The sequence below is a fragment of the Methylocystis sp. genome (assembly GCF_050246715.1).
Lineage (GTDB): Bacteria > Pseudomonadota > Alphaproteobacteria > Rhizobiales > Beijerinckiaceae > Methylocystis.
The window spans coordinates 1-18,949 of sequence record NZ_JBFWVN010000030.1; the positions used below are offsets into that span (position 1 = coordinate 1).

The 18,949-nt window shown below is 60.4% G+C and carries 21 protein-coding genes and 1 tRNA gene; 13 read left to right on the forward strand and 9 right to left on the reverse strand.

The genetic code is table 11. The features are described from left to right. Nucleotides 1-298: 298 nt before the first annotated feature. Nucleotides 299-3,160, forward strand: a complete 2,862-nt coding sequence (locus AB7I51_RS10685; protein WP_428404722.1) for a tail fiber domain-containing protein — start codon at nt 299-301, stop codon at nt 3,158-3,160. Nucleotides 3,161-3,586: 426 nt separating this feature from the next. Next, a complete protein-coding gene (locus AB7I51_RS10690; RefSeq protein ID WP_428406194.1) occupies nt 3,587-4,120 on the forward strand; it encodes a hypothetical protein in 534 nt (177 codons plus the stop codon). A 74-nt stretch (nt 4,121-4,194) separates the two neighbouring features. On the opposite strand, the gene AB7I51_RS10695 is transcribed toward AB7I51_RS10690, so the two are convergent. Further along, a complete protein-coding gene (locus AB7I51_RS10695; protein ID WP_428404720.1) occupies nt 4,195-4,497 on the reverse strand; it encodes a hypothetical protein in 303 nt (100 codons plus the stop codon). Nucleotides 4,498-4,678: 181 nt separating this feature from the next. Between AB7I51_RS10695 and AB7I51_RS10700 the strand changes: the two genes are divergently transcribed. Both AB7I51_RS10700 and AB7I51_RS10705 read left to right on the forward strand, forming a co-directional pair. Beyond that, nucleotides 4,679-5,881 carry a hypothetical protein gene (locus tag AB7I51_RS10700; protein WP_428404719.1) on the forward strand — a complete coding sequence of 401 codons (1,203 nt, stop codon included), beginning with the start codon at nt 4,679-4,681 and terminating at the stop codon, nt 5,879-5,881. A gap of 732 nt (nt 5,882-6,613) precedes the next feature. Continuing rightward, a complete protein-coding gene (locus AB7I51_RS10705) occupies nt 6,614-7,174 on the forward strand; it encodes a hypothetical protein (protein ID WP_428404718.1) in 561 nt (186 codons plus the stop codon). Nucleotides 7,175-7,329: 155 nt separating this feature from the next. Here the strand turns inward: AB7I51_RS10705 and AB7I51_RS10710 are convergent, their stop codons facing one another. Together AB7I51_RS10710 and AB7I51_RS10715 are read right to left on the reverse strand one after the other, a co-directional pair. Beyond that, entirely contained in the window at nt 7,330-7,488 is a 159-nt protein-coding gene (locus AB7I51_RS10710) for a hypothetical protein (protein ID WP_428404717.1), read from the reverse strand. Between the two features lie 328 nt (nt 7,489-7,816). Then, the gene (locus AB7I51_RS10715; RefSeq protein ID WP_428404716.1) at nt 7,817-8,203 is read right to left on the reverse strand and encodes an HU family DNA-binding protein; all 387 of its coding nucleotides are present in this window, start codon (nt 8,201-8,203) and stop codon (nt 7,817-7,819) included. Between the two features lie 199 nt (nt 8,204-8,402). On the opposite strand from AB7I51_RS10715, the gene AB7I51_RS10720 reads away from it, so the two are divergent. The 3 genes from AB7I51_RS10720 (at nt 8,403) to AB7I51_RS10730 (ending at nt 9,855) form a co-directional block, all read left to right on the forward strand. Continuing rightward, nucleotides 8,403-8,750 carry a DUF3768 domain-containing protein gene (locus AB7I51_RS10720; RefSeq protein WP_428404715.1) on the forward strand — a complete coding sequence of 116 codons (348 nt, stop codon included), beginning with the start codon at nt 8,403-8,405 and terminating at the stop codon, nt 8,748-8,750. Nucleotides 8,751-8,752: 2 nt separating this feature from the next. After that, nucleotides 8,753-8,941 carry a hypothetical protein gene (locus tag AB7I51_RS10725; protein WP_428404714.1) on the forward strand — a complete coding sequence of 63 codons (189 nt, stop codon included), beginning with the start codon at nt 8,753-8,755 and terminating at the stop codon, nt 8,939-8,941. A 254-nt stretch (nt 8,942-9,195) separates the two neighbouring features. Continuing rightward, nucleotides 9,196-9,855 (forward strand): SOS response-associated peptidase, encoded by a 660-nt coding sequence (locus tag AB7I51_RS10730; RefSeq protein WP_428404713.1) that lies wholly within the window; start codon nt 9,196-9,198, stop codon nt 9,853-9,855. A 177-nt stretch (nt 9,856-10,032) separates the two neighbouring features. Here AB7I51_RS10730 and AB7I51_RS10735 read toward each other — a convergent pair whose 3' ends face one another. Both AB7I51_RS10735 and AB7I51_RS10740 read right to left on the reverse strand, forming a co-directional pair. Beyond that, nucleotides 10,033-10,290, reverse strand: coding sequence for a cupin domain-containing protein (locus AB7I51_RS10735; RefSeq protein ID WP_428404712.1), 258 nt, complete (start codon nt 10,288-10,290; stop codon nt 10,033-10,035). A gap of 83 nt (nt 10,291-10,373) precedes the next feature. Next, complete coding sequence (locus tag AB7I51_RS10740) at nt 10,374-11,012, reverse strand: ABC transporter substrate-binding protein (RefSeq protein WP_428406195.1); 639 nt, start codon at nt 11,010-11,012, stop codon at nt 10,374-10,376. 447 nt (nt 11,013-11,459) lie between these two features. On the opposite strand from AB7I51_RS10740, the gene AB7I51_RS10745 reads away from it, so the two are divergent. Then, nucleotides 11,460-12,104, forward strand: a complete 645-nt coding sequence (locus AB7I51_RS10745) for a DNA-methyltransferase (protein ID WP_428404710.1) — start codon at nt 11,460-11,462, stop codon at nt 12,102-12,104. After that, nucleotides 12,101-12,367 (forward strand): hypothetical protein, encoded by a 267-nt coding sequence (locus AB7I51_RS10750; protein ID WP_428404709.1) that lies wholly within the window; start codon nt 12,101-12,103, stop codon nt 12,365-12,367. The genes AB7I51_RS10745 and AB7I51_RS10750 overlap by 4 nt, the downstream gene beginning before the upstream one ends. Nucleotides 12,368-12,412: 45 nt before the next feature. On the opposite strand, the gene AB7I51_RS10755 is transcribed toward AB7I51_RS10750, so the two are convergent. Both AB7I51_RS10755 and AB7I51_RS10760 read right to left on the reverse strand, forming a co-directional pair. Continuing rightward, nucleotides 12,413-12,943, reverse strand: coding sequence for a hypothetical protein (locus tag AB7I51_RS10755; RefSeq protein WP_428404708.1), 531 nt, complete (start codon nt 12,941-12,943; stop codon nt 12,413-12,415). Between the two features lie 270 nt (nt 12,944-13,213). Beyond that, nucleotides 13,214-13,287 (reverse strand) — tRNA-Gln (locus AB7I51_RS10760). Nucleotides 13,288-13,650: 363 nt separating this feature from the next. Between AB7I51_RS10760 and AB7I51_RS10765 the strand changes: the two genes are divergently transcribed. Then, nucleotides 13,651-14,739 carry a Ppx/GppA phosphatase family protein gene (locus AB7I51_RS10765; protein ID WP_428404723.1) on the forward strand — a complete coding sequence of 363 codons (1,089 nt, stop codon included), beginning with the start codon at nt 13,651-13,653 and terminating at the stop codon, nt 14,737-14,739. Between the two features lie 129 nt (nt 14,740-14,868). Further along, a complete protein-coding gene (locus AB7I51_RS10770; protein ID WP_428404707.1) occupies nt 14,869-15,375 on the forward strand; it encodes an RNA pyrophosphohydrolase in 507 nt (168 codons plus the stop codon). 97 nt (nt 15,376-15,472) lie between these two features. Here the strand turns inward: AB7I51_RS10770 and AB7I51_RS10775 are convergent, their stop codons facing one another. Then, nucleotides 15,473-16,819: an RsmB/NOP family class I SAM-dependent RNA methyltransferase gene (locus tag AB7I51_RS10775; RefSeq protein ID WP_428404706.1), complete on the reverse strand. Its 1,347-nt coding sequence runs from the start codon at nt 16,817-16,819 to the stop codon at nt 15,473-15,475. A 137-nt stretch (nt 16,820-16,956) separates the two neighbouring features. Here AB7I51_RS10775 and AB7I51_RS10780 point away from each other — a divergent pair, with 137 nt between their 5' ends. Beyond that, complete coding sequence (locus AB7I51_RS10780) at nt 16,957-17,181, forward strand: DUF1674 domain-containing protein (protein ID WP_428404705.1); 225 nt, start codon at nt 16,957-16,959, stop codon at nt 17,179-17,181. A 38-nt stretch (nt 17,182-17,219) separates the two neighbouring features. Further along, nucleotides 17,220-18,029 (forward strand): cyclase family protein, encoded by an 810-nt coding sequence (locus AB7I51_RS10785; RefSeq protein WP_428404704.1) that lies wholly within the window; start codon nt 17,220-17,222, stop codon nt 18,027-18,029. Nucleotides 18,030-18,036: 7 nt separating this feature from the next. On the opposite strand, the gene AB7I51_RS10790 is transcribed toward AB7I51_RS10785, so the two are convergent. Then, complete coding sequence (locus tag AB7I51_RS10790; protein ID WP_428404703.1) at nt 18,037-18,834, reverse strand: dienelactone hydrolase family protein; 798 nt, start codon at nt 18,832-18,834, stop codon at nt 18,037-18,039. Nucleotides 18,835-18,949 lie beyond the last annotated feature (115 nt).

An 18,949-nucleotide genomic window follows, 5' to 3' on the forward strand; every position in this document is an offset into this window, starting at 1 on the left:
TGTCATCGCCCGCATCGCCGATCACCCGATCTCAAAGCTCGACGAACTGCTCCCTTGGAAATGGGAGAAAGCCGCGCCTCACGCCGTCGCCGCTTAGCCACCCCTGGTCATAAGATCACGCTTACTCTCGAACCGCGTCTTCGAAAATTACGACGCTATCATCGACGCCGCCTGCGACGCCTGGCGAAGGCTCGTCTGTATCGGCGCTACGAACCTTTCATACACAGCCTCTGATGGCGCCTCGTTTGCACGCCCGATCTCGGATCGTCTTTCTGATGTCGTCAATATTTTTGATGGCATGAGCGCAGGCGAGATCAGTGACGTACGTTCCTACACCGGTTCTTTGGACGTCACCGCAGCGATTCAGGCAAAGATAAACGCGAATGAGGGAAAGCGTATTTACTTCCCCGCGGGTAGGTACAAGTTAACAGGACGCATCACGGTACCAATGGACACCACTATCTATGGTGACGGTTTTGGCGAACTACCGACGTCAACGCCGAATCACGGGACGGTAATCTATCTGAGCTATCAAGCTTCAAATGACCCCTACGGATTCTATGTAACCGGTACTAATGCGACCATCCGCGATCTGGAGATTACGACTAACCAGCCGGCTCCCGCAGCAAGCTGGACCGCCAACGCTGCACCGTGGGCAATTTACGCATACGCCGATTACTACGCTGACCAAGGCGGTCATCGCCTTACCGTAGAAAACGTCATGTGCCGCAATTGCTACGATTTTATCGGTATGGAAAACGTTCGCGGCGGTTACATAAACAACGTATACGGCCAGATATTCGATAAGGGCATCTACATCAATGGAAACGGTGACGAACCACATATACAGAACGTGCATCTTGGTTGGACCTATTGGTCGGGAGATTCGAACGTGCTTTCGTACCAGCATTCACATGCAACCGGCATGCTATTTGGACGAGTAGACAACCCTCAGCTCAGCAACATATTTCTCTTCAATATGAATACCGCGTGGCGCTTTTTCAGAGAGACGACGAAAATTGCAGCCTATAACGGCTCCACGTACGCACTGTCCGCATCGAACGTGGGTCTCGATGGCCCCAATGTGGGTCTAAGAATTGAGGATGACGCTACGGTATTATTTGCGAATTTATATTGCTATGTCGACCCAACGAACCCCAGCTCCCAGTGCGTCCAAAGCGTGGGTGTCGCGAATCCGGCATCTGCAGAGAATCAACACATTTCCATTGCTAATGGTGACTTTAATGGCAACGGCCTTGCGGCTCTGTCGTTCTCCTACGCACCTCCTTCACCGATCGCTCCGCAGGTAGTCAACCTTTCAAATATCCGGATACGCCAGTGGAATCTTTCAGATAGCGGACACACGGCTATAGAAGCTACTTCAAGCGTGACAGTAAATCTCAATGGTTGGCAGACTGAAAACAACACAAATCCTGTAAATGTATTCTCGGGTGGCGGTACGTTGACTCCATCGCTAACTAATCAGAATGTTGATGGCAATGTGACCGCAGATTCTTTTACAACTCACGGCGATCTGCTTTTCACGAACACGAGTGCCAGCACCGACCAAAAATTTTGGGATATGAGCAGTGACGTAAGCGGAACGTTCCATTTGTATGCGGTCAACGACTCATTCTCCGCTTACAATGATGTGCTGACGTTGTCGCGTTCAGGCGCAAATGGTAGCAGTGCAGTCTTCAGTACTCAACAAGTTGGCATCGGCACCACCACCCCCTGGGGCAAGCTCTCGATCACCGGCTCGGGTACCGGCACCGGCCTCGCATTCGCCGTCGCCGACTCCGCCAACACGCCCCGCTTCGTGATCCAAGACAACGGCAACGTCGGCATCGGGACGACGAGTCCCAACAACAAGTTAGAGGTTAATAGCGGCGCAGTCGACATTACTGCGCTCTTCCGTTCAACTGACCAAAATGCAGATATCGTCCTTCAGGACAGCGGCGGCGGACACCGCTTGCGTTCCCAGAATAATGCGTTCTTCATACAGAACAACTATGGCGGTTCCGAGTCGGTACGAATGGCTATCAATTCTTCCGGCAACGTCGGCATCGGCACAACCACGCCGACGGCGCAACTCTCGACCACCGGCACGGTGCGTTTCTCAAACTTCGGCGTGGGTTCTTTGCAGACAGACGCCAATGGCAATGTGTCGGTATCGTCCGACGAGCGGCTCAAGGATGTCCAGGGCTCTTTCGACCCCGGACTCTCCGCCGTCATGCAGATCGACCCGATCCTCTATCGCTGGAAACCGGAGACCGGCTACGACACCTCCACCACCTACGCCGGCTTCTCCGCACAGAACGTGCAGAAAATCATTCCCGAAGCCGTCGGCGAGAGTCCGAGCGGCTATCTCTCCTTGAGCGACCGCCCCATCCTCGCCGCGCTCGTCAACGCCACGAAAGAAATCGCCGCGATCACCGGCACCTTCAAAGATTCCCTCATTGCCTGGCTTGGCGACGCCTCCAACGGCATCACTGCAATCTTCGCCCGCGACATCTTCGCCTCCAACGTCGCGGCCGACATGGGCACCTTCACCACCACCAGCACCCGGAAACTCTGCATCACCGACGGCGCGAACGACAACGCACCCCTGTGCCTCACCAAATCCCAACTCGCCGCCCTGTTGAGCGCCGGCGGCGCCTCCCAGGGTATCAATGTCGTGGGGTCATCACCCCTCGAATCTGATACGCCGCCCGCAAGCCCAACCGACGAATCTGATACATCGCCGCAAGCCCCCATCATCGCCCTCAACGGCAACGCCTCCAGCACGATCGACCGCGGCGCCTCGTACAACGACCTCGGCGCGCGCATCACCGCACCAACATCCGACCTCAATCTCGGACTGACCATCATCCTCGACGATGCGACTACGACCCAAATTTCCATCGACACCAGCGAACCCGGCGAGCATACGATTCTTTACACTGTCACGTCGCCCACCACCGGCCTCACCAGCACCGTCACGCGCACCGTCACCGTGCAATCGCCCGCCGACTTCGGCATGCCCGCTGCCCCGCAAGACGACGCCCAGCTGCCGTCCGATGAGCCGCAGCCAGCCAACGACAATCCCTTCAACACAGCGCCCGCCAACGACAACGCAGCTCCCGCAACCACGACCCTGGCGGCCCCCACCGCCGCCTAGCCATCCGACGCAGCTCCACCGGTTCCGAAAGACGAGAAGGACGAGCGTTCGCCCCGCCACGGCGGGACGACAAGTCTAGTCGGCGAACCCGGCAACTGGCATCATCGCAAACATCAAAGAGCCGCCGAGATAGCCGGCGGCTTTTTGTATAGTATTGACAAGTATATTATTTCATGTATACTTTACAAAGATAGTCACTTCTGGCTTTCCATCCTTGGAAAATCGACCTGGCCGCTGTTGTTGGATCGATTTACAGAGATGGAGAATCAAATGTGCAATGAAATTCGTCCTCGCAGCCTCTTGTTCTGTCTCGGCGGTGTGACGCTCGGACTCACGATCCTTGCCGTCTACGTCACGTTTAATTAGCTTCAGAGAACGAAGCACGCCCCTTCTCGCGGAAGGGGCGTCCCGTTTAGGACTCACGCAATGTCCGACCAACAACGGATCAACATCGAGTCCACCACGGACGAGCCGCAAAGCACCACACCGCCAAGTAATCAGAAGACCGATCGGTACCTCTTGCATGAACTCATCATGCTAGCAATTGTGACCACAGCTACAGTGGTTGCAGGCTATATCGCTTTTGCAATTACAGAAAGAAATAGAGCCCAGGAACTAGAAATTACCGAAAAAAACAGAGAGCAGGAATTGAATCTCAAATATGTTGAGATCGCAGTTGCCGTTTTGCGCGCCGACCCAAAAGAGGAGAACGCTGCCAGAATTAGGCCCTGGGCTGCGAGAATATTGAAGAAATTTTCACCTGAAGCACTTACAGACAAAGAGTTCGAACAATTGATAGAGAAGAAGGTACGAGCGGAGGGGTGGGAATATTTTGGCTCTACCGGGAACGCTACTGTCGGGGGCTCTGCCAGTGTGGGAACATCAACTTCCCTTGAGCGCCTTCATCACCAACGCCCACAACAAGCGATAATTCCACAAATGCCCCGGCGCTCTAAGTGACTGTCAACAACCACCGTTTTTGATGCATGCCCATACTCCCCTGTTTTTATGTATTATAGGGCCGACATATCGTCTCAAAACACACGCGCATAATCTATCGCGCGTTGCGCGTCACCTAACCAATCCCAGCGCACCCGCAGCAGCAAGCGCAGCTCCGCACCAAACCCCCGAACACGGCCAAGCAGAGCCAAAACCCCTGCGCCGCCATCCTCGGTATCAAGGAGCTTTCCGCGAAGCTCGACACTGCAGTCGCGTCGATTTCGGGCTTCGCCGAGCGCTTCATCACCGCCGATCTCACGGCCGACGACGCCACCATCACCAACCGCCTCTGCGCCGAGAAAACCGACGGCTCCGCCGTGTGCATCACCGCCGACCAACTCGCCGCCCTGTTGAGCGCCAGCGGCGCCTCCCAGGGCATCAACGTCGTGGGGTCGTCACCCCTCGAATCTGATACATCGCCAACCGACGCATCTGATACATCACCGCAGGCCCCCGGCCACGGCCCCGACAACAGCGCGAGTATCAAATCCGTGCTATGCTCGACAGACCACACTGCGTATGCCGTCGCGCGCCCGCAAGCCCGCACACACCGTCAAGCAACAAACGCACTGCCCCTTCTGCGGCGCGCCCCGCCCGTTGCGCGCAGGCACCCGCAAGAAGAAGTACGAGACGGCGCAGCTCTGGCAGTGTCACACCCCGAAGTGTCTGCGCACCTACGCGCCCGACCCCGGCGGCCTTCGCCACAAGACCTACCCGCTCAAAGTCATCCTCGACGGCATCATGCTCTTCTGCCTCGGCTACACGGCCGAAGAGACGATAGCGCTGCTCGGCAGTCGCTACTCCCTGCGCCCCTCGCGCCTCACGCTACAGCGATGGCTCGACGAGCATCCCGAACTCACGACCTATCGCCGCCTGCGCGCGGCCGCGCGCTCGCTCAAGCCACGCCTCACGCCGCAGGCGTCGATACGCGCCATCAAGCTCTACCACCGCCAGGTGTACGAGTTTGCCTACCACCGCGCCAAGCTCGCCCTCCTGTCGCGCCCGCCCGCCGCGCGCAAGACGGCAGGCGCCGGCGCGAGCATGGCAAAGCACGCGGCCTCGGGCGGCACAGCCGCCAGAGAGCGGCGCACAACGCCCCATCCGCACGAAGACGTAAGTCGCCTCGCCGCGCCCGTGGCCGCATTCCTCGAATCCGTCCCCAAGACTTGCCCGCACGGCCTCTTCACCGACGACGCGGCCGCGCGCGGCTCCCAGCTCGCGGCCGATTTCATCGATCAAGAAAAACTCATCGTCATCGAGAAACAGAACGCGGCGACGGCGGCCGCTGCGCTCATCATCCCGTCCGTCGGCAGTAACTATCAGCGCCATCCCAAGTTGCAGCGCTTCATGCTCACGGCCGACAGCTCCACCGTGGCGATCGAGATACCCGTCTGGCTCACCGAGCCCGAGATTGACGCGCTCGAACGGCAACGCGGCATCGAGCTTATCCCGAAAGTCACTCCGCTCGACGCCACGACGCATTTCCCGCGCTCGTTCACCGGGCACCTCGATTTCCTCCAGGTGCGCAACGGCGCCGTGCACATCCTCGACTACAAGCCCGGCGCGCGCACCGACAAACCGCTCGCCCAGCTCGTTATGTATGCGCTCGCGCTCACCGTGCGCATTCCTGACCTTTCCCTCTTCGACATCAAATGCGCGTGGTTCGACGAGCACGTCTACAATGAGTTTTTCCCGCGCTCCGCGCTTCGTCGCGCGCGCTAGCGCTTCCGACGCACCGGGCGCGAGCGCGGCCTGCACGCCGGCTGTTGGTACAATTCCTTTGTGACGCGGGCCGCGAGAGCGGGCAAACACTGCCACCCGTGTCATACCCGCAAAATCCGCTGCCCCTCGCGCTTCAGCGCGCCGATTCCGGTTCGCTGATAGCGAGGAGCAGCCCAATGATCCGGTCTTTGACACCGAGGCGGCGATGAAGATTGCCGCGAGCTACGAAAGCGTCACTACCGCGAAAAGAGCCAAGCCAGTGCGACGAGGATCACAACTGCCGCTGCAAGCCCGGTTGCAACAGCAAGCGGATGCCGCGCTCTGTCCACGTCAATCAGCGCTTCCGTCTCCGGCGCTGATGGGCCGCCGCTGACCGTTTGCGGGAGCTCTACTTTGGATTGACTCCGGCTCACTGTGGGCGGAGCAGACTCCCTCGCTACGGCAGCGCCGCGGTTTTCGACGCCCGGCAAAACATCTTTGTATTGGCTCCACACCCACGCTTGCGGCGCGCTTCCATCTGCGCCTGCATGCACGCTTTCGGCCCCATTAGAATTCTTAGACATCCTTGCCCCCGCGATGGCATCCGGGAATAAGCCTCAGTCGAGGTTCCCTGGCCATTTATTCTCGATGCCTCCGATCTTGGGACTCTTCCTTCCGCATCGCAAGATGCCGAGCCTGTCGCTGTCTCCCGAGGTCACTGACCTACATAGTAATGGTGATCAAGGGTGCGAGATGCGCAACTTCTTTCGAACGCTTGCGCCAGAGCAATTCGATGCGAATGTCTCGATCCGCGCCAACGGCAGCTATAGCTATTCCTATCAGGGGACACTGATCTTCGTGCCCGCGCTGATACAGGCCAGCCGCGCCGGCTTCCTGGAACCGCACCTAGACGGGCGCCTCAAAGACGCTACTGCACAATTGCGCCAGGAAGGCTTCACAGAGGCCGACTATCTCGGCCGAGGGCGTTATGCGGTGGTCTCGCAGCGTTCTCGGGCCAATGGCGAGTCCTCATACTTTCCCTCACGCGAGATGCCGGTGTTCAGCATACGCCCGCAACCAAACGGCGCCATCATGATCGCCGGCTCCCGCCCAGATGCAAGCGCACCCTGTCAACTTATCGGCACGGAAGCAGAGATTGATGGCCGGCTCATCGTGACGCTTGAGCGCGGCGTTACTGTCCTCAATCACAATGCGGAGAACAACGCCGCTACCCTCGATCGTTTCGGCGAATACCACTGGCGCATCAAGTCGCCGGACGCCGACCCATTCATGACAGTCCTCCCAGCGCAGTGAAGCGCGCACTAGTGGTGAGAATAAGACGTTTGAAACCGGCTCGATGCGCGCAAGGCGTTGATTTGACTAATGACTTTGCGGACTCTTGCGTCTGATTTTTACCACCAGCTCATGCGCCTACTTCCCATCACGGTAAAGGCGCAATAAGTCGAAGATCAGAAGTAGCCCTGGAGCTGCAAAATTCGAACAAGGATCGCGAAGAGCAGCATGCCGATCAGTATGAGCGCCGGCGTGAAGCGCGGCCTTTTGGGTCGGTAGTCGTGTCGTTCGCCTTCGAACTTTGGTCGCTTCGGCCCACCGTCCAAGAAGCTCATGGCGTTCATCCCTTGATGCTTCTCTATTCAGGCTAACACTGCCGGGAAGCACGTTCAAACAGTGAATCGCACCAATGCGTGTCAGCAATCTCCAAGATTTCAGCCGCTCATACTTCGGCCTTCGCCTTCGCGGTTGCAGCATTACGTGCACCGTCATCATCGCTCCGCGCCGGCAGGCTGTTTTAATCGCAGCGGTGACAGTATGAGCATTCCGAGGCAAAACAGGCGAAGCAAATGGTCGACGATATCGAATGACAAGAAGCCCCGCGTCTCTTGACGCAGGGCGTTCTCATGGCTGACAGCAAGGCGGGGGCCGACCGACGATGCTTTACTTTATCGCGGCGGCCTTCAATTTCGACAGCGGCCGAATCTTGACGCGCACGCTCGCGGGCTTCGCGGCGGCCGGCACCATCTCGCCCGTCGACGGGTTGCGAACCAGCGTCCCCGCCTCGCGCGCCGGCACGTTGCGCAGCGTCACCTTCAGAAGACCCGGCAAAGTGAACTCGCCGATACCCCGCGGGTGTACAGACCCGAGAAAGACATTCTCCAGCGTCGCGTAGACGCCCGCGGCGGTCTTGCGAGCAATGTCGTTCTCTTCGGCAATAAGGTTGATGAGCGCCGACTTCGTATAAGTGTCCTTGATCGGTAGAACGGCGGCGGGCGCTGCTGCGCTCGTATTTCTTGCCGGACTCTTTCGAATTGTTGCCTTAGCCATGGTTTGTCCTTTGGAGGGTAATGGACCAATTATAATCCGACGCACACATGCATGATTGCTAACGATTTCATTGGTGATTCGCAATTTTCCTCGCAGATTGCCGCCGGCGCTTGTGGCCGGCGGGTGTATCATTTCTACAGGCTCCTCCCCTCTCTTCGGCGCACCAACACGGCGCGTCGATTGAGAGGAGGAACACCTTATGCCGCACATTGACAGCGCAACGCGCGACCGCATCCGCGAATTGAACGATGCGTTCCGCAAAACATTCGAGCGCTCGAAGGGCTTGCCTGTTCTGACAGCCGGCGTCGCTTCCCTACCGAGCGACGTGCGAGCGATGGCGATCCGCAAGGTCGCGACCTTCGATGCTTTCGACCAAGAAAACGACCCGCATGGCGAGCACGACTTTGGCGCGTTCGATCTCGCCGGAGAGCGTTTCTTCTGGAAAATCGACTATTACGACCAGAAGATGGAATACGGGTCGGAAGACCCCGCCGATCCGACGAAGACGACGCGTGTTCTGACGCTCATGCTCGCAGAAGAGTATTAGCCATGAGCGGCCCGCGCTATCTCGTCGTAGACGGCAAGCGGTTCCTTTGGGCAGAGCTTTTGCGGCTGCGCAAGGAACAGCGCAAAGCTGCGAAGAACGAGCAGCAGACGCTCTTCCCTCTCAAGGAAGACTGCCGGCCGCCGACTCAGAAGACGGCTCGCGGCAGATTCGAAGAGCCGACGTTGTTCTGACAACGAAGCCTCGCGTTCACGCGAGGCTCTTTGCTTCCTTGTCATCAGAACCCAACAGCGAGACCAACAGTGCAATGAGATGACGAAGAGGATGATTGTTGGTCGCTACTGTTGCCGCTGCTTTCAGGGCATCAATGTCCTATCCTGCGGCAGGGGGCCGACATATGCGGCGACTTCACAAATGGAAATGGCCTCGGCATTCCTAAAGCCTTGCGATTTGTCTACAACACAATCCGGCGGAACAGGGGCGCGTCATGTGCGGACGCTTTACGCAGCACCTTAGTTGGGAAGAACTCCAACGGCTTGCCGACCTTATCGGCCAGCCGCGCAATCTCGCGCCGCGATACAACATCTCGCCGACGACGATGATCGAAGTCATCCGCGTTGCCGGCAATAGCAGCGAACTTGTTCCTATGCGCTGGGGTCTTGTGCCCTACTGGTGGAAGAAATCGCTCAAAGAAGTGCCCTCGACATTCAATGCGCGCGCGGAGCGCGTCGCAGACGGCCCTATGTGGCGCGGCGCCTTCAAGTCGCGCCGCTGCATCATTCCCGCCAGTGGCTTCTATGAATGGACGGGGCCAAAATCGGCGCGTACCCCCCACTACTTCACTGCTGCAGATGGACGCCCGCTCGCCCTTGCCGGACTGTGGGACAATTGGCGCGACCCGGAGAGTCAAGACGTTCTCTCGGCGACGATCATCGTTGGACCTGCCAATGAATGGATGAGCGCCTATCACGACCGCCAGCCGATCATCGTCGACTGGCTCGACGCAACGGCATGGATGCGCGGCGACAACCTTGCTTCCCTGCTGCGCCCGCCGCCCGAGGATGCGTTAAAAGAATGGATTGTTTCGACCCGCGTCAACAAATCCGGCGTCAGCGATGACGACCCGCGCTTGATTGAGGCTGCTTGAATGGGCTGGCGAGGGCGGCACAACCGAGACTGCGACGAAGAATGCGAGTGGCGAAGCGCCCACTTCCTAAGGGTAACGACCGGGCGAGCATAACAATCTTTGTCGTTCTATCAGTGACATTTACTTTCGCTCTGCGCAGCCCTTAGCTTATCGCCCGCCACTGGTTTCCAGGCTATTTCATGGCAAAGCAAAAGGAGTGGCAAGCTCGACATAAAGTCGTCGCCACGGTTTATCGTCAATGAGACGCCAGCGGTGCCCCGACCCGGTCGTGTCGGACGCGAGCAGAATCTCCCCCGGTCGCAACACAAACGTTTCGCCGTCGCGCGTGGTGAACTCCAGCGTACCGGAGAGCGTAATGACGAATTGTTCACATGGCGCGGTATGCCAGTCGAGCGAAGAGCCAGCCGCGGTCTCCTCGAAGCGCGCAATCTTCACGGGATGTATGACTCCCAGTGGAAGGTCGATCTGTTCTACATGAGAGAGACCGTCCGTTCCTGTGAACAGGTGGATACAACGGATTACGCTTGGAGCCATTTCTTCACCAGTTGCGGAAGCGCGCCGCTATCCTGCAATCGCGCTTGGGCATCACTTATCGCCACGCGCAAGGAATCATTGCCCAAGCGGACGGCGACGCCAAGTCGCTCATCAGTGATCTCTTCCTGCACGACGCGTAGTTGGGGACGACTCCTGGTCATCCAGCGCATCACGGGAGCGAGCTTCATTACCCCGCCGATCTTTCCAGCGGCTAAATCGTCCAACATGACGCCGATGTCGCGATAGGCATAGGTACGCACATCGGCGATCCGACCTTCATTTCTTAGCCGGCGGGCCACTGGTTCAGAGGTGTTGCCGCGCTGCACTCCAAGGATCATGCCACGCAGATCGTCTATCGACCTGACCTGCGGCGTCGCCATGATGTTGCAAACCAGACTTTGACCGGAACGGATGTAAGGCGTGCAAAAGGAAGCCAGCCGCAGACGCTCGGGAGTGATCGTCGCACCCGATGCGACGCAATCCCACTTGCCGCTCGCAAAGCCGCCGAAGATGCCATTGAAGTCCGCGTCGGCATAAGGAATGAGCCGCCATGCGAGCCCAAGCTCGGCAGCGACGGCCTGCATGAGTTCAACATCGAACCCGCGCGGCTCGTCGCCGTCCATGAATTCGAACGGTGGATCGGGCAATGCAGAGGCGACACATAAGACGCCGGGTATGATCGTGCTGACACCCATAAGACTCTCTATGCGGGCTAGAGAGGTTACGCCCCCCTCCGCCTATCAAGCCGTCTGTCGCGAAGCAAGCAGTCCTGTCACCGCTCCATGAGCGAAAAATCCAAAATCACAGGCGTCGTATGAGCGGGTCACTAAATGCCTCGTCAAAAGACTCGATTAACTGGCCGCGCCCTCAATCAGATTCCCCGCTCCGGGCCGCCCCGTCATCACCACATTGTCGCGGCCGGAGAATACTCTCCTGGGCGTTGCGAAAACTTTTTTCAACTCCGCACTCGTTCTCATAAGCCACATATTCACGCCCGATGAAATATAGCGAACGGTGACAGCCGCAAAAATTCGGTATCAATGGATGTCCTCTCGAAACGGAGGACATCAATGAATCGAATCATTCTTGGGAACTGTCTCGACACCCTGGTACGGTTGCCAGACAAAAGCATCGACCTGCTTTGCACCGATCCGCCGTACGGCATCGGCATTTCAAAACGAGGGCAGATCGGCACCGGCCGCCCCTTCACGCCCAAGCGTTGGGACACCAGCGCGCCCCCAAAGGCCTACTTCGACGAAATGCGCCGCGTCAGCAAAGCGCAGATCATTTGGGGTGGCAACTACTTTGCGAACATGCTCCCGGCTTCTCGGTGCTGGCTCGTCTGGTGGAAGAACGACGGGCTGCCCTGCCACACGTTCGCCGATTGCGAGATCGCCTGGACCTCTTTCGACAAGAATGCGCAGGTGTTCAACAGCCGCTGGCGCGGATTCGTCCGTGACAGCAAAGAACCGCGCGTCGGGCATCCGACGCAGAAGGCGCTCGAAGTGATGAAGTGGTGCATCGCTTCGTTCAGCAAGCCCGGCGACACCGTCATCGACCCTTTCTTGGGCTCGGGCACTACAGCCGTCGCCGCGAAGCTGCTCGGCCGCAACTTCATCGGCGTTGAACAGGACGAGGAGTACGTCGCTATGGCGCGTCAGCGCCTGCGCCACGTCAATGACAATCATGCAAACGACAACAGGAGAAAAGCATGAGCATCGAAAGCCGCATCTCCGCAGCGAAAGAACTCATTCGAAAGCGCGAGGAGATCGACCAGCAGCTTGCGGAGCTTTTCGCGGGGGGATCGCCGAAGAAGCAGAAGTGCTCGATATGCGGAAGCACAGAACATACCGCACGCACGTGCCCGCAAAAATCTGCCGGGCGATCCAATCCGCAGACTCCGAGCCCGCTCCCCTCTTCGCCGTTCGAGGCCCTGTCGCGCTATACGACGAACGACGAAGAGAACGCGCAGGTTTGACGCGCGGCCGCCATCGCCGTTTGATCGCGAACGGCGATGGCGATCCTAATCAGCGACATCATCGATCACCACATCCACCGCCGTATCGCACGCGACGAACTGATTGCCGTCGCCTGCTCCGGCAATCGTGAAGCCGCGGCGATCGCATGTGAGCTTAACGACTCCCCCTGAATAGACAGTGAGAGCGCCGCCGAAAACCGAAACATGCGCCTTTTTCCCGCTCGGCACTCGGAAGATCGGGCTGCTCTGCCTCGGCTCCAAATGGAAGGACGTTCCCTTTTCCGCCAGCTTCGGCAGCGTGGCGGGAACGGCGACCATCGGGGGCTTCGGCGGGACAGGCTCAGCTTTTATCGGTTCCGTCGTCGCAATCTTTGGCGTGTCGATTGCCGCCGGTGGCGACGGCACCGGCGCATCGCCCTGCATCGCGAGGCGAAGCCCCAGGATCAAAACCCAGATGAAGCAGATGACCGAAATGCCCGAATACAGAAGCCGCAACCCGTCCTGAAGCGCGCCATATCCCAGCACGCCGAAGACGATGAAAAGCACGGCAAAAAGGACGATCAGAAAGACCAACATGCGGCGTGAGGCTACCTAGGCGCCTCGTTCGTGTCGAGGTGTCGCAGAAGCCAACGAGTCACCGTCCTTAAAGCTGCGCGAAGCCCTCCGCGCGTTCCTGATGCGCTCCCGCGAGCGCTCTCGTCTGGCTAAGAAGGCACCTGCGCGCCATCCGAGAGCCACGTTTCTTAGCCTCACAAATGTTCGACGCGCAGAGGCTATAAGCGCACCTAACATAGTGGCTAATCGGTGGCTAACACGAATCGCACATTCATAACTATTTGATTTTATTGGCTGGGGGACCTGGATTCGAACCAAGATTAACGGAGTCAGAGTCCGCTGTTCTACCGTTGAACTATCCCCCAATAGCGCGGCGTAGCGCTCGCGCGAACCGCTGGTGACTTAGAGCGCTTCCCGATCACATGGAATCATGTGATCGATAAGGAATCGCTCAAAATCAAAACGCTGGAGCAGGTTCTGATCGAAAAAGTCTGTCAACTTTTTCGGAACCTGCTCTAGAGAGCGCCGCCGACAGTGTCAACAGCCGCAGGCCATGCGGCGGCTGGCGCTGCGCGCCGCTCCGCCCTGCGGCGCCCTTGCGGGCGGCGCGACGATCCGGCATGTAGGGAATTTACGCCCGCTTCGTGGCGTTTCGACCGTCGTCGCTTCGCTTTCGGCGATCCGGCGCGGAGCGAAACGAGACGGAGCGGCATCACGGAATGGATCGAGTGAGGGAAGCTGGCCCACCCTCAACGGCGTCGGCGCAGGCTGCGCACGAGCTCCAAATCGGCGGCGCCGTTACGCCCGAAGCGTTCGGCGCGCGCCAAACCTATGCCGCGCTTGACCTTGGCACGAACAACTGCCGGCTCCTGATCGCCCGCCCGGAGCGCCGGCCGCGCCGGCGCAACAACGACAGTCTGCGCATCATCGACGCCTTTTCGCGCATCGTGCGGCTCGGAGAGGGACTCGGCAAGGCGGGCCGGATCAGCGAGGCGGCGATCGAGCGCACCATCGCCGCGCTCGACATCTGCCGCGAAAAGATGGAAGCGCGCGGCGTCACCCGCGCGCGGCTGGTCGCCACCCAGGCCTGCCGCGGCGCGGCCAATGGCGACGAATTTATCGAGCGCGTGCACGAGCGCACCGGGCTGCGCCTCGACATCATCGACCGCGAAACCGAGGCGCGCTTCGCCGCCCGCGGCTGCGGCGCGCTCGCTGATCCATCCGCCGAAAGCGTGTTGCTGTTCGACATCGGCGGCGGCTCCACCGAACTCGTTTGGCTCACTCGCGAACGGCGCAGCGGAAACGGCGCCTACGCCCTTCGCGCCTGGACGTCGCTCGAAATCGGCGTGGTCACCCTCGCCGAGCATTTCGGCGGCCGCAGCGTCTCGGCCGAGACATTCGCGGCGATGGCGCAGCAGGCGCGCGAGAGTCTCGCGCCCTTCGCGCATCGAATGGCCAATGAGCGACGCTGTCCGCGCTTCCATCTTCTCGGCACGTCGGGCACCGTCACCACCCTGGCCGGCGTTCATCTCGGGCTTGAACGCTATGACCGCTGGCGCGTCGACGGCCTGTGGATGAGCGACGATGACGCGAGCCGGGCGATCGCGCGGCTGCGCGCCATGGATTTCGAGGAGCGCGTCGCCAATGGCTGCATCGGACCGCAGCGGGCCGATCTCGTCCTCGCCGGCTGCGCGATTTTTGAGGCGATTCGCGAGCTTTTCCCGGCGCCGCGGACCCGCATCGCCGACCGGGGATTGCGGGAAGGCATGCTGCTCGAACTGATGGAAGCCGACGGCGCGCTGACGCACGGCGCCTAACGGCCAACAATTGACGCCAAAGATCGGAAAGATAGTTTGCGGCGTATTCCGATGGCCGGGGGAGCGGATGACCGACGCAATGACTGAGGGTCGCCAACTAGGCGCCTGCGCCAGCCGCGAGACGCGGCGATGAGCGGACGCGGATTGTATCGTCCCTGCGTCGGCGTCCTGTTGCTCAATGCGCAGGGTCTCGCCTTCATCGGCCGGCGGCGCGCCAAGGGCGCCCACGACCAGACCCGTCCGCCCTATCTCTGGCAGATGCCGCAGGGCGGCATCGACGAGGGCGAAACGCCCTATGAAGCGGCGCTGCGCGAACTCTATGAAGAGACCAACGTATCGAGCGCGGCGTTGCTCGCCGAAGCGCCGGACTGGCTCTGCTACGACCTCCCGCAGGGCTCCAACAATCGCTGGAGCGGCAAATATGTCGGGCAGACCCAGAGGTGGTTCGCACTGCGATTCACGGGCGATGAACGCGAAATCGATATTCACGCGCCGGGCGGCGGGGCGCATAAGCCGGAATTCGACGACTGGCGCTGGGAAGAACTGTCGGCGCTGCCGGATTTGATCGTGCCGTTCAAGCGGACGGTCTATGAGCAAGTGGTGAAGGAATTCGCGCCCCTCGTCGAGACGCTATAGAACGCGTTGATGAATCATCGATTCATCAACGCGCTCCAGTTTCTTGAACTGAGGCATTTTCCACGCCGAACCGGAATCCGCTTCGGCGGAAAATGCTCTAAGCCGACCGCAGGAGCCGCGCGGCGAAGAAGCCGTCGATGCCGGCAAGGCGCGGATTTTCGTTCGGCCAATAATGCGGCAAGGTCCGCAGGTCGCCGTCGCGGTTGATGAATTCGTCAGGCACGCCTTCGCCTGGCTCGATCGGCGCGCGGCGGAAATCCGGATTGCGGCGCAAAAAGGCGGCGATCTGCTGTTCGCCTTCCTCAGGCTCCAGGGAGCAAGTGCAATAGACGATGCGCCCGCCGGCGCGCGTGAGCAGCGCGGCGCGGTTGAGCAGCTTTGTCTGAAGCCTCGCGAGCGTTTCGATATCGCCCGGCTTCTTGGTCCAGGGCACGTCGGGATGGCGCCGGATCGTTCCGGTGGCTGAACAGGGCGCGTCGATCAGAATCGCGTCGAAAGGCGGTGCCTGATAGGCGGCTGCGTCGCCGACGGCGACTTCGGCGTGCAATTGCAGCCGCGCGAGATTGGCGGCGAGCAGCTTCAAGCGCTCGGCCGAACGGTCGAGCGCGACGACGTGAGCGCGGGAGAGCGCCATCTGCGCCGTCTTACCGCCCGGCGCGGCGCACATGTCGAGCAGGCGCTCGTCGTGCCGGGGCGCGAGCAGCCGAACCGGCAGGGCGGCGGCCGCGTCCTGCACCCACCATTCGCCTTCATCGTAACCCGGAAGATCGGCGATCGGCACATGCGTGCGCAGCCTCACCGAGCCTGTCGGCAGCGCGACGCCGTCCAGCCGCTGCGCCCACCCCTCTGGATCGTCCTTCACCGAAAGGTCGAGTGGCGGCTCGAGCATATGCATAGCCGCGATCGCCCGAGCCGTTTCTTCGCCGTAATGCTTGCGCCAGCGCAGCATCAGCCATGCCGGCGCGTCATGCTCGCCGCTTGCGGCAATGTCCAGGAATTCCTCGCGACGTCTCGCGAGATTGCGCAGCACGCCATTGACGAGACCGCTGAAAGCGGCGGTTTTCGGTTCAAGTCGCACGGCGCGCACGGCGAGATCGACGGCCGCATGATCGGCGGCTTCGAGAAACAGGATTTGCGCGGCGGCGGCGATGAGTAAAAATTCGAGGCGCACAGCCTGACGCGGCAGCCCTTTATCGAGGAGTTCGCCAAGCGCATAACGGATGACGCCCAGTCGTCGCAGCGCGACCGTGACGATTGAGCGCGTGAGCGCCACGTCGCGCGCCTCGAGTCCGGAGAGTCGGCAAGGAACGGCGTTCGCAGCGAAACATTCATCGAGGCGGTGGCCGCCCTGCACGATGTCGCCGATGATGTTGGCGGCGGCGAGTCGCGCCGGCAGTCCGGGAACCTTTGCAGCTTCCGCTTCCCGCACCGCTTCGGCGGGCACGAAGCCTTGCCGCGACCCTTGCCGCGCCGAGACGCGCGCCGATTTGGTTCGAGTGGAAAATGATCTACTGTCGCTGTCCGCCAAACGGCCTCTCCCCTAACGAATCATAGCACAATAGGAGTCGCGACGGGCGAGGAATGCATGGAGAAGAGGCCGTGTCGAAGGCGGAAGTCACAACGAGATCGAAGGAGCGGCGCGCAGAGCTGTCGCCAGCCGCGCAGCGAGCTTTGGCTGAAGCGGAAGCGCGCCGCCGCGAAGCCGCGCAACGTCCGGAACCGCCCGAAGAGCTTGGCGGTCGCGGCGGACCTGATCCCGCTCGCTACGGTGACTGGGAAGTTAACGGAATCGCGAGCGATTTTTAATTCATCCGCGCGGTCGCATCTTCTGGAGAATCACCAATATGAAAAGACCATGCCTACGTTCTAGCCTGATTCTTTGTCTGCTGTTCTTCGTCGCGCGATTCGAATCGGCGCATGCGCAAAGCCTCGATCTAGCGTCGAGCAAGGTCATCGACCTCAGCCATGCCTTTAACGCCGAAACCATCTATTGGCCGACCTCGCCGTCCGGTTTTGAACTCAGAGTGCTGCACAAGGGGCCGACGAAGGCGGGTTTCTTCTATTACGCGAACGCTTTTTGTTCGCCGGAGCATGGCGGCACGCATCTCGACGCGCCGATGCATTTCGCCGAAGGCCGTTGGACAAATTCCGATATTCCCGCCGAACGCTTCGTGGGTCCGGCGGTTGTCATCGATGTTACGGCCAAGGCCGAGGCGAATCCGGACTATCTGTTGACGGTCGAAGACATTTCCGCCTTTGAGGCGGCGCATGGCCGTATCCCAGACAAAGCCATCGTGCTGCTGCGCACCGGCTGGAGTTCGCGCTGGCCCGACAAAAAGGCCTATCTGGGCGACGACGCGCCGGGCGACGCGTCCCATCTTCATTTCCCGTCTTTTGGTCCGGAAGCGGCCGCCTGGCTCGCGAAGGAACGTCATCCGAATTTCATCGGCGTCGACACGGCGAGCGTCGATAATGGACCGTCTCAGGAGTTCATGGTGCATCGGATTATCGGCGCCGCGAATATCGGCGGTCTCGAGAACCTCACCAACCTCGACCAGCTGCCGTCGACCGGCGCGATCGTCATCGCTCTGCCGATGAAGATCGAAAAAGGCTCCGGCGGCCCCGCGCGCATCATCGCGCTCGTTCCGCGCTAAGCGGCGGTCACCCCAAGCCTTTCGCGCATAGAAAGGCGAGCGCCCGCGCCCAGGCGTCCTTAGCGACGTCTGCTCGATAAGACTCGCGATAGTCGGCGAAGAACGCGTGCGGCGCGCCCTCATAGACGACGATCTCGGTCGGCGCCTGCGCCTCCTTGAGACGCTCACGCATCGCCTCGATGAGTTCAGCCGGAATGCTCGGATCGGCGCCGCCATAGAGGCCGAGCGTCGGCGTTTTCAGCTCGGCGGCGACGTCGATCGGCCACCGCGGCTGCTCCGGCGTATGCTGCCCGTCGAGACGACCGTACCAGGGAAGGCAGGCAAGAAGGCGCGGATTATGCGCCGCATAAAGCCAAGCGATGCGGCCGCCCCAGCAAAATCCAATGATGGCTGCGCGCGCCGGATCGCCCCCTCTGCCGGCGGCGTAAGCGAGCGCCTCATCGAAGATCGCTATCGTCTCGGCGTCGGGGACCCTGGCGACGATGGCGCGAATCGCCTCTATGTCCGGCGCCTTCTGCGGGTCGCCGTAGCGGATGAGGAAGTCGGGCGCGATGGCGACAAACCCAAGCTTGGCCAAACGCCGCACGATGTCGCAAATATGCTCGTGCAGGCCGAAGATTTCCTGCGCCACGAGAATGATCGGGAAATCCCCGCCGGTCTGCGGACGGGCGAAATAGGCGGGCGCGCCGCCAGACAGAGTCGTCATGCCCGCCTCTAGCTCCTGCGCATCCGTGACAATGGCGCTTGGCGAGGGCGCGCCCGCCGCCTGGGCGAACCGGCCGGCATTGGTCGAAGATGAGGACATGAGGCCTCCAGAGAAGTTGACGTTAAGATTAGCTAAAAAAGGGACGCGCGTCGTCTAGCCGCTCACGCCGCCAGCCTGCGCCGCCGCCGCGACTTCTCATCGCGCGCGAAACCGC

Coding starts and splice junctions, on each gene's coding strand:
- AB7I51_RS10710 (WP_428404717.1), bottom strand. CDS start 7,488: ATGAGCTTCTTGGACGGTGGGCCGAAGCGACCAAAGTTCGAAGGCGAA.
- AB7I51_RS10750 (WP_428404709.1), top strand. CDS start 12,101: ATGAGCATCGAAAGCCGCATCTCCGCAGCGAAAGAACTCATTCGAAAG.
- AB7I51_RS10725 (WP_428404714.1), top strand. CDS start 8,753: ATGAGCGGCCCGCGCTATCTCGTCGTAGACGGCAAGCGGTTCCTTTGG.
- AB7I51_RS10790 (WP_428404703.1), bottom strand. CDS start 18,834: ATGTCCTCATCTTCGACCAATGCCGGCCGGTTCGCCCAGGCGGCGGGC.
- AB7I51_RS10685 (WP_428404722.1), top strand. CDS start 299: ATGAGCGCAGGCGAGATCAGTGACGTACGTTCCTACACCGGTTCTTTG.
- AB7I51_RS10745 (WP_428404710.1), top strand. CDS start 11,460: ATGAATCGAATCATTCTTGGGAACTGTCTCGACACCCTGGTACGGTTG.
- AB7I51_RS10785 (WP_428404704.1), top strand. CDS start 17,220: ATGAAAAGACCATGCCTACGTTCTAGCCTGATTCTTTGTCTGCTGTTC.
- AB7I51_RS10740 (WP_428406195.1), bottom strand. CDS start 11,012: ATGGACGGCGACGAGCCGCGCGGGTTCGATGTTGAACTCATGCAGGCC.
- AB7I51_RS10755 (WP_428404708.1), bottom strand. CDS start 12,943: ATGTTGGTCTTTCTGATCGTCCTTTTTGCCGTGCTTTTCATCGTCTTC.
- AB7I51_RS10690 (WP_428406194.1), top strand. CDS start 3,587: ATGTCCGACCAACAACGGATCAACATCGAGTCCACCACGGACGAGCCG.
- AB7I51_RS10770 (WP_428404707.1), top strand. CDS start 14,869: ATGAGCGGACGCGGATTGTATCGTCCCTGCGTCGGCGTCCTGTTGCTC.
- AB7I51_RS10700 (WP_428404719.1), top strand. CDS start 4,679: ATGCCGTCGCGCGCCCGCAAGCCCGCACACACCGTCAAGCAACAAACG.
- AB7I51_RS10730 (WP_428404713.1), top strand. CDS start 9,196: ATGTGCGGACGCTTTACGCAGCACCTTAGTTGGGAAGAACTCCAACGG.
- AB7I51_RS10720 (WP_428404715.1), top strand. CDS start 8,403: ATGCCGCACATTGACAGCGCAACGCGCGACCGCATCCGCGAATTGAAC.
- AB7I51_RS10780 (WP_428404705.1), top strand. CDS start 16,957: ATGCATGGAGAAGAGGCCGTGTCGAAGGCGGAAGTCACAACGAGATCG.
- AB7I51_RS10705 (WP_428404718.1), top strand. CDS start 6,614: ATGCGCAACTTCTTTCGAACGCTTGCGCCAGAGCAATTCGATGCGAAT.
- AB7I51_RS10715 (WP_428404716.1), bottom strand. CDS start 8,203: ATGGCTAAGGCAACAATTCGAAAGAGTCCGGCAAGAAATACGAGCGCA.